The sequence below is a fragment of the Hymenobacter lapidarius genome (assembly GCF_001816145.1).
Taxonomy (GTDB): Bacteria; Bacteroidota; Bacteroidia; order Cytophagales; family Hymenobacteraceae; genus Hymenobacter; species Hymenobacter lapidarius.
This window is the reverse complement of record NZ_MDZB01000102.1, coordinates 37,285-53,475: the sequence shown is the minus strand read 5'-3', so window position 1 is coordinate 53,475 and position 16,191 is coordinate 37,285. Positions and strand designations below refer to the sequence as shown.

The 16,191-nt window shown below is 59.2% G+C and carries 9 protein-coding genes; 4 read left to right on the top strand and 5 right to left on the bottom strand.

Features of this window, described 5'->3' with window-relative positions; all coding sequences use genetic code 11:
* Positions 1 to 215 precede the first annotated feature (215 nt).
* Positions 216 to 2,672, top strand: a complete 2,457-nt coding sequence (locus tag BEN47_RS10215) for a S9 family peptidase (protein ID WP_070728076.1) — start codon at positions 216 to 218, stop codon at positions 2,670 to 2,672.
* 31 nt (positions 2,673 to 2,703) lie between these two features.
* On the opposite strand, the gene BEN47_RS10210 is transcribed toward BEN47_RS10215, so the two are convergent.
* From BEN47_RS10210 to BEN47_RS10195, 4 genes are all read right to left on the bottom strand, one after another.
* A complete protein-coding gene (locus BEN47_RS10210) occupies positions 2,704 to 3,972 on the bottom strand; it encodes a glycosyltransferase family 2 protein (RefSeq protein ID WP_158010969.1) in 1,269 nt (422 codons plus the stop codon).
* A gap of 276 nt (positions 3,973 to 4,248) precedes the next feature.
* Positions 4,249 to 5,448 (bottom strand): BamA/TamA family outer membrane protein, encoded by a 1,200-nt coding sequence (locus BEN47_RS10205; RefSeq protein WP_070728070.1) that lies wholly within the window; start codon positions 5,446 to 5,448, stop codon positions 4,249 to 4,251.
* A 115-nt stretch (positions 5,449 to 5,563) separates the two neighbouring features.
* Positions 5,564 to 5,881: a (2Fe-2S) ferredoxin domain-containing protein gene (locus tag BEN47_RS10200; RefSeq protein ID WP_070728068.1), complete on the bottom strand. Its 318-nt coding sequence runs from the start codon at positions 5,879 to 5,881 to the stop codon at positions 5,564 to 5,566.
* A gap of 38 nt (positions 5,882 to 5,919) precedes the next feature.
* Positions 5,920 to 6,309, bottom strand: a complete 390-nt coding sequence (locus tag BEN47_RS10195; protein ID WP_070728064.1) for an ArsR/SmtB family transcription factor — start codon at positions 6,307 to 6,309, stop codon at positions 5,920 to 5,922.
* 102 nt (positions 6,310 to 6,411) lie between these two features.
* Here BEN47_RS10195 and BEN47_RS10190 point away from each other — a divergent pair, with 102 nt between their 5' ends.
* Together BEN47_RS10190 and BEN47_RS10185 are read left to right on the top strand one after the other, a co-directional pair.
* Complete coding sequence (locus tag BEN47_RS10190) at positions 6,412 to 7,101, top strand: carboxypeptidase-like regulatory domain-containing protein (RefSeq protein WP_070728061.1); 690 nt, start codon at positions 6,412 to 6,414, stop codon at positions 7,099 to 7,101.
* 110 nt (positions 7,102 to 7,211) lie between these two features.
* Positions 7,212 to 8,591, top strand: a complete 1,380-nt coding sequence (locus tag BEN47_RS10185; protein ID WP_070728058.1) for an NAD(P)/FAD-dependent oxidoreductase — start codon at positions 7,212 to 7,214, stop codon at positions 8,589 to 8,591.
* 391 nt (positions 8,592 to 8,982) lie between these two features.
* Here the strand turns inward: BEN47_RS10185 and BEN47_RS20915 are convergent, their stop codons facing one another.
* Positions 8,983 to 9,591, bottom strand: coding sequence for a hypothetical protein (locus tag BEN47_RS20915; protein WP_125921611.1), 609 nt, complete (start codon positions 9,589 to 9,591; stop codon positions 8,983 to 8,985).
* 190 nt (positions 9,592 to 9,781) lie between these two features.
* Here BEN47_RS20915 and BEN47_RS10175 point away from each other — a divergent pair, with 190 nt between their 5' ends.
* Positions 9,782 to 15,871, top strand: a complete 6,090-nt coding sequence (locus BEN47_RS10175) for a YDG domain-containing protein (RefSeq protein WP_125921610.1) — start codon at positions 9,782 to 9,784, stop codon at positions 15,869 to 15,871.
* Positions 15,872 to 16,191: the final 320 nt, after the last annotated feature.

Sequence of the window (16,191 nt, the reverse complement as noted above, 5' to 3'; positions counted from 1 at the left end):
TTGGCGGGCCGCCATCACCCGCTCACGCAGGTCCTGAGAATACGCTTGCATCCCGGAAAGATAAATCAAAACATGTACGCCAACCTGGGAACCGCTCTAAAAATAACCGCAGCTGGTGGGTAGCTTTGCTCCATTGGTGAGCCAGGCGTTGCGGGCGTGGCCGTTGCCACCGTTTTGCGCACTCGTTGGCAGCCTTACTTAGCCCCTGCTTTTCTATGCGTTTTCTTCTTCTCGCCGCGTTGCCTCTGGCCTTGCCGGTGGCCGTGCAGGCCCAGGCTCCCACCGCCGGAAACCCCACGCTGGCCCCGCTCACCGTTGAAAAAATCATGCGCGAGCCGGCGCAATGGGTGGGCGCTTCGCCATCGAACGTGTATTGGGGCGAGGATGGCAAGCGCATCTACTTTAGCTGGAACCCCGAAAAGGCGCGGCGCGACTCACTGTACAGCGTGGCGCCGGGCGGCGGCAAGCCGCAGAAAATCAGCCTGCGCGAACAGCGTGCTTTGCCGGCCAGCCGTGGGCAGTATGACCAGCGCCACACCCGCAAGGTGTATGAGAAAGACGGCGACATTTACCTGCTGGACCTGAAAACCCAGAAGGCCCGGCGCGTGACCAACACCGCCGAACGCGAAACCGAGGCCGATTTTGCCCTGCTCGACCGCGTGGTGAGCTACACTCGCGGCGGCAACCTCTTTACCTGGGACCCCGCCACCGGCGAAACCACCCAGTGCACCGACTTCCGGCGCGGCCCCCGGCCCGCCGGCACCGACCTCAGCCCGGCCGAGAAGTACCTCAAAGCCGGGCAAATGGCTTTATTTGAAGTAATTCGGCAGCGCGACCAGGACGTGAGAGCCCGCGAAAAGCAGCAAAAAGCCCTGGCTCAGCTGCGGCCCAAAGCCATTTACTTGGGCGCTAAAACGGTGGAAAACCTGCAGCTCAGCCCCGACGGGCGGTTTGTGACCTACTCCATTCAGGCGGCGCCCGACAAGCAGAAGGTGGCCATTGTGCCCAGCTTTGTCACGGCATCGGGCTTCACGGAAGACATTTCTACCCGCACCAAAGTGGGCGCTACCCAGACGGCCTACGAAATGGGCATCTACGATATTGGGCGCGATACCACGTTTGTGCTGGGCTATAAGGAGCTGAAAGGACTGGACGAGCTGCCGGCGTACCGCAAGGAATACCAGCTGCCGGCCAAAGCGCCCCAGCCCGCCGACAGCACCAAGGCTAAAAAAGAAAAGAAACCCACCGAAACCCGCCGGGTGGTGCCCTTCCGCCCGGTGTGGTCGGACAATGGCCAGCGGGCTTTTCTGGTGATGCGCTCCGCCGACAACAAGGACCGGTGGCTGGTGGCCCTGGACCCCGCTACCCAGAAAATCAGCCTGCTGGACCGGCAGCGCGACGAGGCCTGGATTAGCGGGCCCGGCATTGGCAACGGCGCGGGCAACGTGGGCTGGCTGGCCGACAACCGCCGGGTGTGGTTCCAGAGCGAGGAATCGGGCTACTCCCACCTCTACACCGTGGACGTGACCACGGGCCAGAAAAAGGCCCTCACCAGCGGCAAGTTTGAGGTGCAGCAGGCCCAGTTGAGCCAAGACGAGAAAACCTGGTACCTCAGCACCAACAAGACCAACCCCGGCGAGCAGCAGTTTTTCCGGATGCCGGTGGAAGGCGGCGCCCTCACCCAAATCACGACCAAGCCCGGCGCCAGCGAAGTTACGCTTTCGCCCGATGAAAAGACCCTGGCCGTGCGCTACAGCTACGCCAACAAGCCCTGGGAGCTGTACGTGATGCCCAACAAGCCCGGCGCGGCCATGCGCCAGCTCACGCGCTCCACCACCGCCGAGTTTGAGAGCTACCCCTGGCGCGACCCGGAGATTATTACCATAAAAGCCCAGGACGGGGCCGACGTCTATGCCCGGCTGTACCGGCCGGCCACGCCGCAGGCCCAGGGCCCGGCCGTGATTTTCGTGCACGGCGCGGGCTACCTGCAAAACGCGCACAAGTGGTGGAGCAGCTACTCCCGCGAGTACATGTTCCACAACCTGCTGGTGGACAAAGGCTACACGGTGCTCGATATCGACTACCGGGGCTCGGCCGGCTACGGCCGCGACGTGCGCACGGGCATCTACCGCTACATGGGCGGCAAAGACCTCTCCGACCACGTGGATGGCGCCAAGCTGCTAGCTGAAAAATACGGCGTTAGCCCCCAGCGCATCGGCATTTACGGCGGCAGCTACGGCGGCTTTATCACGCTCATGGCCATGTTCACGCAGCCGGAAGTATTCAAGGCCGGGGCCGCCCTCCGCTCGGTAACCGACTGGGCGCATTACAACCACGGCTACACCGACAACATCCTGAACGAGCCCTACCAGGACAGCATCGCCTACGCCCGCTCTTCCCCCATCAACTACGCGGCCGGGCTGAAGGGCGCCCTGCTCATGTGCCACGGCATGGTGGATACCAACGTGCATTTCCAGGACATCGTGCGCCTCACGCAGCGCCTCATTGAACTGAAGAAGGAGAATTGGGAGCTGGCCGTGTACCCCGTGGAAGACCACGGTTTCGTCGAGCCCAGCTCCTGGACTGACGAGTACAAGCGCATCCTCAAGCTATTTGAATCCAACCTGAACCCTGGCGGCATGCCACCTTCCGGCTTAAAAACGGAGAAATAGATAGTTCTGACTCGCTGGCGGTTTCAACCGCCTAGCCTGAAAACTGCGCCAGCAGCTGTGGTACCGAAGCTGTCCGGCGGACTGCCTGCGCCGACTTAATAAGCAGTGGCAACTCCCGCAACGCCCGCGACAGCGGCACCAGCGCCACGGTAGCGTTTGGGGCGGTGGCTACTATGTTATCCCATAGCTCACCGAAGCTGGCCGCTTGCTGCACCTGGGCTTGCAGCGCTGACGCCGCCAGGCCCAGGCGCGTGGCCAGCGCGTGGTTGCGCTGCACGGCCCGGCGGCCCCAGTACGCCCGCAGCTGGCGCCGCACCTGCCACAGGGCGGCCAGCTGGCGGGGGCATTCTACGTGCGGCTCGCGGTATTGCCGGCTCATGTTCAGCCACTCGCGCAGCTGCCACGACAAGCCCACTTCCACCCGGCCCTCCCGGCGCGCCGAGGTGAGCACCTGCACGTGGGGGCTGTGGCGCACCCGCAAGTCGTGGCGGCGCAGGGCCTGGCACAAAGCTTCGTCTTCCAGAAAACGTACTTCGGGCAGGCCGCCCACCCGGCGGTAGGCGCGGGTGGTGAGGGCCAAGCTGGCGCCAAAATGCTGGTGGTGGCGCGGCCACGGGTCGGCGCGGTTGGGGTCGAGCAGGCTTTCGAGCCGGGCGCACAGCAGGCGGTAGGCAGTATCGCGGGTTTGCAGGCGGCGCAGGGGCAGCAGCTCCTCCCCACTGATTTCGCTGTGGATGCGGCCGCCCACGGCATCGGCCCCAGCCGCTATTTCGGCCTCAATAGCGGCTAGCCAGGTGGGGGCCACGCAGGTATCGGCATCGGTGCTGGCAATGATGGCGCCGGGCGCGCCCACCTGCTCCAGACGCGCGCAGGCCTCGTCCATGAGCAGACGCCGGGCGCGGCCCACGTGGGCCCTGGCTGGCGGGAGGCACAGCTCGGCTACGTGCAGCACTACTTGCGGGAAAAGCCGCGCATGCTGACGCACCACGGCGGCCGTGGCATCGGTGCAGTTATTGGCCAGCACGAGTACCTCGAAGCAGCCGGCGGGCAGGGCTTGGCCGTGCCCATCGGTTTGGGCGGCCAGGGCGGCCAGGGTGGCTGGCAGGTTCAGGGCTTCGTCTTTGGCGGGGATGATGACGCACGCCCGCAGCTCGGCGCGGGGCGGTGGCAGCTGCCGGTGCACCCGCGCCGCATCGCGTCCCCGGCGCAGGACCGCAGGTGACGAGCAGGCTGATAGAGACGGGGTAGAAGCAGTGGCTTCGTGAGAGCCGAGAAAGCGGGCAGGCGCAGCGTGGTTCATCAGAGCCGTGTACGGCCGGCCCTGTTGTAAGGATAGTGGCGGAGGCATTTTGAGGGCACCTACTTTTGCTTATCCTCAACTGTGGCAAAGGTCTTTTATTCTGATGACCAACCTGTTTAAAAAACAGGGCTGACCCCAAAATATCTTACAAGACTGTTTAAGAAGGCAAAAAACGCCATGCTAAGCCGCTTCAATCAGCCAAACATTCCTGCACGCAAAAGGCTCCCCTGATAACAGAGGAGCCTTTTGTAAGAAATGCCAGCTTGTGAAGTTGACTTAGAACGCTTCGCCGATGGCGAAAAGGATGCCGGGCTTGCTGCCCGTGCCACCCGCGTAGTCGAGGCGCAGGTTGAGCCGGTCGCGCCGCACGAAGTTGAAGCGGATGCCGGCGCCGCCGGCGTACTTGGTTTGGTTAAAGCTGAACTTGTCGATGTAGTTGCTCACGTTGCCGACGCTGCCAAACACGGCGCCGTCGAAGCGCCAGAACAGCTTCTGGCGCAGCTCGGCCTGGAAGGTCACCATCTGGCGGTCGCGGAAGCGCTGCTCGTAGATGCCGCGCATCAGGTTGGCGTTGTTGTAGAGCGTGCCGCCCAAGTTGGCGCCCACGCCGGCCAACTCCCGGAACGGCACGTCGCCGGTATGGAACTGCCCCAGAAATTGCATGGCCAGAATGGTACGCTCCGAGAACACCGGCTGAAAATGGCGGGCATCAAGCTGGTAACGCACGAACCGGTAGTCGGAACCCAGGCCGGAACCGTTGAACATGACGCTGGCGTCGAGCAGATTACCCCGGAATGCGGCCAGCGGCAGGTCGCGGGTATCATAGCTAATAACAGGGCCCAGGCCCGATACGCGCGTGTTTTCGCGCTGGCGGGGCGTCACGCGGGGGTCGCGCAGAAATACGTTCACGTTGGTGCCCACACCGTCTACCGTACCGGCCGGAATCTCAATGTCGCGCATGCCCGTGAAGCGGTACTGTGCGCCAAAGAACAGCTTGGGAGCTACCTGCTTCTGAATGCGCTGGTTGACGATGAAAAGTTTGTAGGCAGTTTCCGACTCGTCGTTGCTGCTACTGCCCGGCCCGGTGCCGTAGTAGTAGAGCAGGATGTCGTAAGCGCTGATTTCGCCGTTGAGGTAGAACTTCTCGCCGGGCGTGTACACCGTGTGCACCAGCTGAATAAGCGACTGCTTCTTCTGGGTTTGCCAGTACTGCACCCGGATGTTGGAAGGCCGCGTGAGCGTGTCGTCGGAGAAGCGGCCGCTGAGCAGGCCGCCCAGGCCGTAGCCCAAGCCAGTTTCGGCCTGAAAAAAAACAACCGGAATGGGCAGAATGGTGAGGCGCTTGGGCTTGGCGTCGGCGGCAGGAGTGCTGGGTGCCGCGGCCGCTACGGTGGCCGTATCGGGCGGGGCAACGGGTTGGGCGGCGGCAGTAAAAGCCAGCCCTGCCAGGGCGAGGGCTGCGAAGGGGAAGCGCATGTGAAGGGGGTAAAATCTTTTGATTGAGCTAACAACGGATTCTGCCTGCTTTCGGTTGGAAGGCAAAGCGGTGATTGCCCCGGAAGACCCATTTTTTGGGGTAATTGCCACGGGGCTAGTCCAGTCGCAAGCGCTTCACTACCTGGCCGCGGCCCAAGTGCTCGGCTACCAGCTCGGCGGCATCGGCGGGGCGCACGTTGCCGTACACGGTACCTTCGGGATACACTATCAGTGCAGCGCCGGGGCCTTTTTTGCAGTGGCGGCACAGGTCCAGGCAGTTGCAGGTCTGCACCTGCGTGCGCCATTTCTCTCCGGCAATCACTTGGCTTTTCAGGCCCTGCTGCTTCAGCTCCTTTTTCAGGGCGCGGGCCACGTCCTCCCCCACTCCGGATTTTTGTTTCACGCACACAAACAGGCGGCGGTCCTTGCTCATACCAATTCAAAAAGTTGCTGGGGCCCGGCTGGCCGGGCTCATGCCGGCCCGTGCCAGTGCCGGTTTTGCAGCTTATACGCGGCCAGCTCGCGGTTCGACCACAGCGTTTGATACAACTGTTGGTCGTGAAGCAGTTGCGGGTCTTTTTCCATGAAGCCAAGCAACTCCTGCAGCAATTCCGCCGCCTCTGGCTTCAGCGAATAGTACATCCAGTTGTCGAGCCGGCGCACGCTCACCAGGCCGGCGTTTTTTAAGTACGATAATTGCCGACTGGTTTTGGTCTGGGTGAAATCCAGCACCTGCTCCAGGTCGGCCACCACCATTTCGCGGTTGCGCCACAGCAAATGCAGGATGCGCACCCGGCTTTCATCGCCCAGAGATTTAAAAAGTTGCTGACCAAAAGCAACCGTGAAATGTTTCAAACGCATCTGCTTGTATGGAAAGTAGGCGGAAGCGCCGGGTGCTTTCCGTCCAAAGTTACCATCGGCCCCGAACCCGGCGCCGTATATTTGCCCTACCGACTTCCTAACATGCCTGATTTCTTGCGCTTTCGTCGCTTCCCTTTGTTTTTTGCGGTGGCCCTGCTGGGCGTGCTGCTGCTGGCGACGCCCTCGGCGCAGGCCCAGGGCAACCGCAAGGTGATACAGTTCACCGGCATTGTTGCCAGCGGCGATAGCCTGCTGGGCGTGCCCGGCGCCACCATTTACGTGCCCAAGGCCGGCCGCGGCACGTCGTCCAACGCCTACGGCTACTTCTCGATGGCCGTACTGGCCGGCGACAGCGTGGTGATTCGCTCGCTGGGCTACACCAACCAGACCATCCAGATTCCGGCCGATTTTCAGCGCCAGAGCTATTCCGTTATCATTCAGATGCAGGAAGACGCCACCATGCTGGGGGAGGTGCGCGTGTTTCCCTACACCACCGAGCGCGACTTTAAAAGGGCGTTTCTGGCGCTGCAATTGCCCACCGAGCGCGGTAGCTCCGCGGCCGCGAATCTGAACGAGCAGCTCATGCGCCGCATTTTTAATACCCAGCCCATGGGCGCGGTGGCCAACTTTCGCCAAACCATGCAGCAGCAGCAGTTTGAATACGACCGCCGCCAGGGCATGGGCCCCTCCCGCTACTCCAACAACCCGCTGCTCAACCCCTTCAGCTGGCTACAGCTGATTCAGCAGGTGAAAAAAGGCGAGTTCAAAAAGAAGGACAACGACGACTATTAAGGTCCTAATTCAAGGGTTTTTTGGTGCGGCCAACTGGTGCGGCAGCGCCCAAAGTGGCAACATCTTAGGAGCTTTCCGGGTAAAGCAAGGGCTAACTCACGCTTTGCTTTATGGATACCAACCTTCCCGTCTCATCGCTCCCGCGCGTGGTCATCATCGGCTGCGGCTTTGGGGGCTTGCGCCTAGCCAAATCCCTGCGCCATGCCCCGGTGCAGGTGGTGGTGGTGGACCGCAACAACTACCACAATTTTCAGCCCCTGCTCTACCAGGTGGCCACCGGCGCGCTAGAGGCCGACAGCATAGCTTACCCCATTCGTAAGATTTTTGCGGGCCAAAAGAACTTCTTCTACCGCATGGCCGATGTGGAGCAGGTAGACCCGGCCAGCAAAACCCTGCGCACCAGCGTGGGCAGCATTCGCTACGACTACCTGGTGCTGGCCACTGGCTCGCTCACCAATTTCTTCGGCCTGGAAAGCATCGAGCGCAATGCCATGCAGATAAAAAGCATTCCGAATGCGCTGAACCTGCGGAGCTTTATCTTCCAGAACTTCGAGAAAGCCCTGCTCACCGACGACCCCGCCGAAAAGCAGGCCCTGATGAACATTGTAGTGGTAGGCGGCGGGCCCACGGGCGTAGAAATCAGTGGCTCGCTGGCCGAAATGCGCAAGCACGTGCTGCCCAAAGACTACCCGGAGCTCGACCTGCGGGCTATGCAGATTTTCCTGGTTGAAGCTGGAGCCGAGCTGCTGGGGCCGATGTCGAAGGCGTCGCAGGCCGATGCCAAGCGGTACCTGGACGAGCTGGGCGTGCTGGTGCGCCTCAACACGTCCATCAAGAAATTCGAGCAAAACCGGGCCTACTACTCCGAAACCGAGTTTATCCCCACCGAAAACCTGGTGTGGGCCGCCGGCGTGAACGGCGCCGAAGTGCCCGGCCTGCCCCCGGAGGTGGTGGCCCGCAACAAGCGCATCACCGTGAACCGCTGGAACCAGGTAGAGGGCCAGCCCAACATCTTCGCCATCGGCGACGTGGCCAACATGGTGACCGACGACATGCCCCGCGGCCTGCCCATGCTCGCCCCCGTGGCCCAGCAGCAAGCCGAGCACCTGGCCGAAAACATTCAGCTTCTGCTGCGCGGCGAAACGCCCAAAGACTTTGTGTACAAAAACAAAGGCTCCATGGCCATTGTGAGCCGCAACAAGGCCGTGGTAGACCTGCCCGGCAACGTGCATTTTAACGGCATCTTCGGCTGGGCCACCTGGCTGTTTGTGCACCTGATGACGCTGGTAGGCTTCCGCAACAAGGTGGTGGCCTTCGTGGACTGGGCCTTCAGCTACTTCAGCTCCGACCAGGCCCTGCGCCTCATCATCCGCCCCTTCAGCCGCCGTGACGTGAAGGACGACAAAGGCAAGAAAAGCGCCGAGCACCGCACCGCCACGCCGGAGTATAACCCCACGCCACCAGCCATTCAGACGCCGACGGCAAACTAAATAAAGAGAGCACCTGATGGTAAAAGGCCCGATGCGCTTATGCTCATCGGGCCTTTTGCATTATTATTTTTATCACTTTATAAAGAATATTTTCTCCAATTGATAAAAAAGGCATATTTGATAACAATAATTTCATTATGATAAATTTATGAATTATTTATCCTATGATTTGATATAATTTTGTCAACCATAATTTATAAAAGATTTTGTTGTCCTATAGAAAGCACAACCATACTTTCTGAACTAGCTGGGTCTTGTTTCTCCTAAAATCCGTCAAACCGCTCCTCCAACTTTTTTTTTAATCCCACCATATGAAAGAGCTTCTACTTTTCGCAAAGCGGGTTACGCAATTCAGGGCCTGTGGGGTCTTGTTGTTGCTGTTGACAGCAATTCAAGTTTCTGCCCAGACCATAGGTGCGCCGACTATCACAAACGGTAGTGGACCATTCTGCGCCGGAGCGACTTTGAATGTGCAATTCACCATTACCAACGGTAGCGGCAATGGTAAGACATTCGTTTCTACGTCGGGTTTTACTGTGCAACTATCCATTAATGGCAGTAACTCCTTTTCTGATTTTACTCCTGGTATTGTTACCGGAACAATAGACGAAGGCAACAATAAATCCTCCACCTTAAACACAATGGCTACCTTGCCTGCTAGTAGTCTCACAGGGTCATATGTCATAAGAATAAAAAGTACCTCCCCCACCATTACTGGCGCCTCATCAGTTACCCCATTCGCTGTCAATGCCACTCCAGCAACTCCTGTATTGAATGTTGTTAATAATTGCGGCTCTTCAACGGTCACAGCCAGCAATTTCACAGGAACGTTGACCTGGAGCGATGGAGGCAGCGGTAACCCGCGCACAGTCACTGCAACCACGGCGCTTACAGTCACACAAACTTTAAATAGCTGCACCAGCCCTTCAAGCAACTCCGTTACACCAGCACCAAACCCGCGGCCAGCTGCCCCCACCGTAACAGGAACCGGACAAGGCAACCAGAGTGTCTGCTCGGACGGTACCCCAACCCAAACGCTGACCGCAACTGCTTCGGCTCCTGCTGGCGCTAGCGTAGTCTGGTATACCACCAACACTGGAACGACGACGGCTACACCCACCCAAGTTGGAGTGGGTTCTATTATTTATTATGCAGCCTCTAAGTCGACCACTACCAATTGTGAGAGTGCCTTGCGTACGGCCGTCACGCTGGAAATCAAACCCAAGCCCAGCGCAGCTTTCACATACAACGGCACTCCCTTTTGCAAAACGGGCACCAATCCTTCCCCAACCATTACGGGAGCATCGGGTGGGGCCTTCTCTTCTACCCCCGGCCTAATCCTGAACGCTACGAGCGGGCTGATTAACCTGAGCGCGAGCACGGCGGGCACTTACACGGTAACCTACTCCGTGACTGCCAATGGCTGCCCGAGCAGCTCAACTGCTTCCGTCACGATTACAAATGCTCCAGTCGCCACGTTCTCGTACGCTGGCACTCCTTACTGCACCTCCTCCCCTGCCGCCGCTGCAACACTGGGCACCGGCGCCACGGCCGGCACGTTCTCGGCTTTGCCCGCCGGCTTGACGCTAAATGCTTCGACTGGTGAGATTACACCCAGCTCCAGCTCAGCAGGCACGTACACCGTGACCAATGCCATTGCGGCCAGCAACGGGTGTGGCGCTACCTCGGCCACTACTCAGGTAACCATCAATGCGGTGCCTGCCGTCACGGCCCCCAGCTTCCCAGCCTCCGTGTCCAAAACAGTAGGCGATGAAGCAACTTTCGAGGTTGCAGCCACCGGCACGAACCTGACCTACCAGTGGTACAAAGGCAGCGTTAGCACCCAAAACGCCATCGACGGAGCTACTGCAAGCTCCTACTCTCTTCCCTCGGTTACCACCGCCGACGCTGGCAACTACTATGTGGTGGTCAGTGGCACCTGTGCTCCTGCGGCCACGGGCGGCCCGTATGCGCTAAGCGTAGAGAAGGCTACTGCTGTCCTCACGCTAAGCAACCTGAGCTACACCTACAATAACGCAGCGCATGGCGCGACGGCCACTACCACGCCCGCAGGCTTGGGCACCATCGCCTTTAGCTATGCCCCCATCAACGACAATGTGGTGGGTGCTGTGCTACAAGGCGAACCCACTAATGCGGGCAGTTACCGCGTGGTGGCTACCCTGACCAACGCTGATTACAACGGCTCTGCTTCGGATGATTTGGTAATCGCTAAAGCCAACCAGGCCATCACCGTCACCACGCCGGCCCCCGCCAGCGCCGTCTACAACACCACCTTCCCGGTGAAAGCAACTGCTGACTCGGGCTTGCCAGTAGATTATGCCAGCGCGGGCTCGCTGTCGCATGTGCTCACGGCTGTGGGCGCCGACTTCACCATGAACAGCGGCACCACTAGTGGCACGGTGACCTACAGCCAGAACGGCGATGCCAATCACTTTGCGGCAACACCAGTGGTCGTACCAGTTGCGGCCGTCAAGGCACTGGCCACGCTGGCCCTTACGGCCGCTGACTTAAGCCAGGTTTACAATGGGCTGGCCAAGACGGTGGGTGCAACCACCGCGCCGGCTGGTCTGACCGGCGTGAGCGTGAGCTATTCGCCGATGGCCAGTCCCATCAACGCCGGCACTTACCAGGTGACTGCCTCGCTAACCCACCCCGACTACGCTGCAACTAACGCCTCGGGCACCCTCACTATCGGCAGAGCCAACCAGGCCATTACCTGGAATGGCCCTCTAGGCGACATTGTTTACGGCACGAGCCTGACCAGTGCGCAACTCAATGCCAGCACCAGTGGCGATGGTGGGCTGACCTATTTGCCCGTTGCAGGCACAGTACTCAACGCTGGCACGCACACGCTGGAAGTGGTGGCTGCTGCCACCGACAACTACAACAGCGCCACCGGCTCCATCAGCCTGAAAGTGAATACGGCTCCTCTGACGGTGAGCAACGCGGACCGGAACAAAGAATACGGTACGGCACTGACCGGTTCTGACTTCGCCGGCACCATTCTGGGCCTGGTAAATGACGACGTCATCACGGTGACGCGCTCCAGCACGGGCGAGGCTGCCACGGCCGCAGTTACCTCTTATCCCATTGTAGGCACGCTGGTGGACCCCAGTGGGCGCCAGAGCAACTACACCGTAACCAACCCCGGCGGTACCCTGACCCTGACCAAGGCCCTGCTAACGGTAACCGCCGATAATGCAAACCGTCTTTATGGCGACGATAACCCCAACTTCCTGGCCACCATTACAGGATATAAGAACGGGCAGTCGCTGGCTACCAGCGGTGTAACCGGAAGCGCTGCCTTGACCACCACGGCAACGAAGACGAGCGACGTAGGCCCGTACGCCATCGGTGCCGCCATCGGCTCGTTGGCATCTAACAACTACAGCTTTGGCTTTGTGCCAGGCACCCTCACGGTAGGCCAGGCTCAGCTCCTGGTAACGGCGGCAAACAATAGCCGCGCTTACGGTGACGATAATCCTATGTTAACCGCTAATTTCGGTGGTTTCAAAAACGCCCAAACTTTGGCCACCAGCGGCGTTAGCGGCGAGCCCGGCATCAGCACACTGGCTACCCCTGCCAGCGCAGTGGGTACCTATGAAATCTCAGCGAGCCAGGGCACCTTGGCTGCGGGCAACTACAGCTTCGCGTTCGCGCCCGGCATCCTCACGGTGGGCAGCCGCTTGGTTTCGGTGACGGCCACTGCCAACCAAAGTAAGGTGTACGGTGGGGCCGATCTTCCCCTGGCGTATGCCGTCACCAGCGGTTCGGTAGCCAATGGCGACTTGTTCATGGGGCAATTGAGCCGGACTACGAACACGATGGTGGGCACTTATCCCATCACCCTGGGCAGCCTGGCATTGACTCCGAACTACACGCTGACGCTGACGCCTGGCACCACTTTCGAAATCACGCGCAAACCGCTGACCCCGGCAATAACTGCCAGCGGCAAGGTATACGACGGCACCGCCGCCGCTAGTATTACGCCACAGGCACTAGCAGGATTGGTTGGCTCCGACGTGGTGAGCTTGGTGGGCAGTAGCTCGCCCCTGGCCAACTACTTCACTGATAAGAACGTGGGCACGGGCAAAATGGTAACCGCTACGGGCCTCACCCTAAGCGGCGCTGACATGGGAAACTACACCCTCAGCACCACCACTGCTATGACCACTGCGGCCATTGCCACCCGCGCCCTGGCCATCACGGCCACCGGAACAAATAAGGTTTACGACGGAAACACCACGGCTACGGTTAACCTTGCCGATGACCGGGTGGCCGGCGATGTGCTCGCCTCGGCTTACACGACTGCAAGCTTCGCCACCGCTGCTATTGGCACGGGCAAGACGGTGAGTGTAACCGGTATAACCATTACGGGTACCGACACTGGCAACTACGAGGCCAACGCCAGTACTTCGACTACGGCCAACATCACGGCGCGCGCGCTGGCCATCACGGCTACCGGCACGAACAAGGTGTACGACGGCAACACCACGGCCACGGTTAACCTTGCCGATGACCGGGTAGCGGGCGACGTGCTTACTACGTCCTACACCGCTGCCAACTTTGCTACGAAAATCGTGGCCAACGACAAGTCGGTTGCCGTGAATGGCCTTTCCATTAGTGGCACCCATGCCGGGAACTACACGTTCAACGCATCGACCATTGCTACGGCCAGCATCACGGCCCGTGCCCTGGCCGTTACGGCTACCGGGGTCAACAAGGTGTACGATGGCAATACCGCTGCCGAGGTAGTTCTCGCCGACAACCGCGTAAATGGGGATGTACTCACGGCAAATTATGCTACCGCTAGCTTCGCTAATGCTAATGTTGACGTGAACAAGCCGGTGAGCGTAAGCGGCATCAGCATTACGGGTACCGATGCCGGTAACTACACGCCTAATGCCACCGCCTCTACTACGGCCAACATCACAGCGCTGGGCATCGCAGGCTCGTTCACGGCGAACAACAAGGTTTACGACGCGAATACGTCGGCCGAGGTGTTGACCCGCACGGTGACCCCGCTGCCGAACGACGTGCTCACGCTCGACGGCGGCACGGCATCCTTTGCCAACAAGAACGTCGCTCTTGGCAAGACCGTTACCCTAACCGGGGCTACCCTAACGGGTGCTCAAGCCGCAAACTATACCCTCACGTCGATAAACACCACCACCGCTAACATCACAGCGCTGGGCATCGCAGGCTCGTTCACGGCGAACAACAAGGTTTACGACGCGAATACGTCGGCCGAGGTGTTGACCCGCACGGTGACCCCGCTGCCGAACGACGTGCTCACGCTCGACGGCGGCACGGCATCCTTTGCCAACAAGAACGTCGCTCTTGGCAAGACCGTTACCCTAACCGGGGCTACCCTAGCTGGAGACGACAAAGGCAACTACAACCTGACCGGAGTGGCTACCACCGCCGCCGATATCACACGTCGTGATTTAGCTGTTACGGCTACCGGGGTCAACAAAGTATATGACGGCACCACCACGGCCACCGTTACCCTAGATAATAATCGGGTGACCGGCGACGTATTGACGGCTTCCTGCACCACCGCCAACTTTGCGGACGCCAACATCGGCACAAACAAACCGGTGAGCGTGAGCGGCATCAGCATTACGGGTACCGATGCCGGCAACTACACGCCCAATGCTACTACCTCCACCACGGCCAACATTACTTCGGCAACTTCAAAAGTGGTTGTAGCAAACAATTCGCCTGTACAGTATTCCGACCAAGTAACTTTCGTTGCCACCCTAACCTCCAGCACCGCGCAATCAGTGCTGAACACCACCGGTGGAACCGTCGAGTTCAAGATAACCGGTGCGGGGATTCCTACGACCGTCTCGCTCGGCAGCTCGGCATACCCAGCCGACTGGACCATCGTCGGTGGTAAGGCAACGGTCACTAAATCTTTCGTCCTTGGCTACAAACCCGGCACCTATACTGTCACGGCCATATTCACTCCGATTTCAACTAACATTACCGGCTCGACGAACACGGCCAATAGCCCTGCAGACCCTTCGGTTGCGATAGTCACGGAAGATGCTGAAGTGGTATACGCGGGCCTGGAATACTTCGGCACGGCTAACTCTACCTCTCCGGATGCAGCAGTGGAATACATTGCCACGCTGACTGATAAGAATGATGGGTTCCGAGGGAACATCACCAATACCCGCGCGACATTCAAACAAATTGTCGGCACCACCGAGACGACGCTTTTCGCCCCCAGTTATGAGGTCAAACTGCTCAGCAGCACCGACCCCACAGTGGGTGTGGCACGTACCGACATCCAAAATGTCACGCTCAGCAGCAGCGACTTTGGCAACGGCGGTAAGACATTTGATTTGATTACCGTAACGCAAGGCGACTACTACACGGGCCGCACACAGGAGCGTACCCTGATTACCATCGCCGTGCCCGGCCAGGATTACGTGAACGGGGGTGGTAGCGTGATTATCGCGCAGTCGAATGGCACCTATGCAGGCACTGCTGGTTCCAAGATGAACTTTGGCTTCACCATGAAGTGGAACAAATCCGGCAAAAACATTCAAGGCCAGGCCAACATCATCTTCCGCAAAGAAGTAGGTGGCATTGTACGGACTTACCAGATTAAGAGCAACGCCATTAACACGCTGGGCACATTTACGACGGCAGCTGGTAACCAAGGCGACTTCAATACTAAAGCCAACCTGACCGACATCACCGACCCGCTAAACACGGTTTCCTTGGGTGGTGGCTTAGACCTCTCGGTGCAGGCATTTGAGTCCACAGTGTCTTCCAATCCGCATAAAATCGGGGTTACACTTCGCTCGAACACCGGTGAGTTGATGTTCTCTAACAACTGGGTAGCCAGCAAGACAGAGATGCTGGCGCTGAAAGGTGGCAAAATCAGTGTCCGTAGCACTTCCACTATTGGCACCACATCAGCCGCTACAGCAAGCACCAAGAAACGCACCGATTCGGCGGTGACCAGCTCTGCTGCTGAGACGCGTGATTTCTTGGACGTATTCCCCAACCCCATGGCAGAAAACGCTACCATTCACTTCCGCACGGAGAAGGGTGGCAAGGCTCAAGTGTACCTCTACGACCAGCTTGGCCGACTCGTCTCGACGCTCTTCAACGCCGAAGTACAAAGCGGCCAGGAGTACTACTTGCCTCTCAACCGTGAGCTACTAGCCGATGGCGTGTACTTCTGCCGTCTCATCTCTAACGGCAAGGTGGAAAACCAGCGGATTAACATCGTGAGGTAACTCTCAAACTGCTGACACAAAAAAGACGCCTGGAAATTCCAGGCATCTTTTTTTATGCGGTGGGGCCAGTCACTGGCCATCCATTTCGCGTGTGTTTGGCAGCTTAAGTACTCGTGTCAAAGTAACTATAGTAAAAAAGGCAGTCATGCTCATCTGACGTCCGCTTGCCGAATCATCTATATTGCTTCTCCTTTCATACTGACGAAGGAAGCATCCTTTCACCGGAGAACAAATCGTTTCTAGGTGACAAGGTCCTTCGCTAGGCTCAGGATGACTAGAGGCGCGGGAGAGATGCTTCGGCTACGCGGACGCCAGATGAG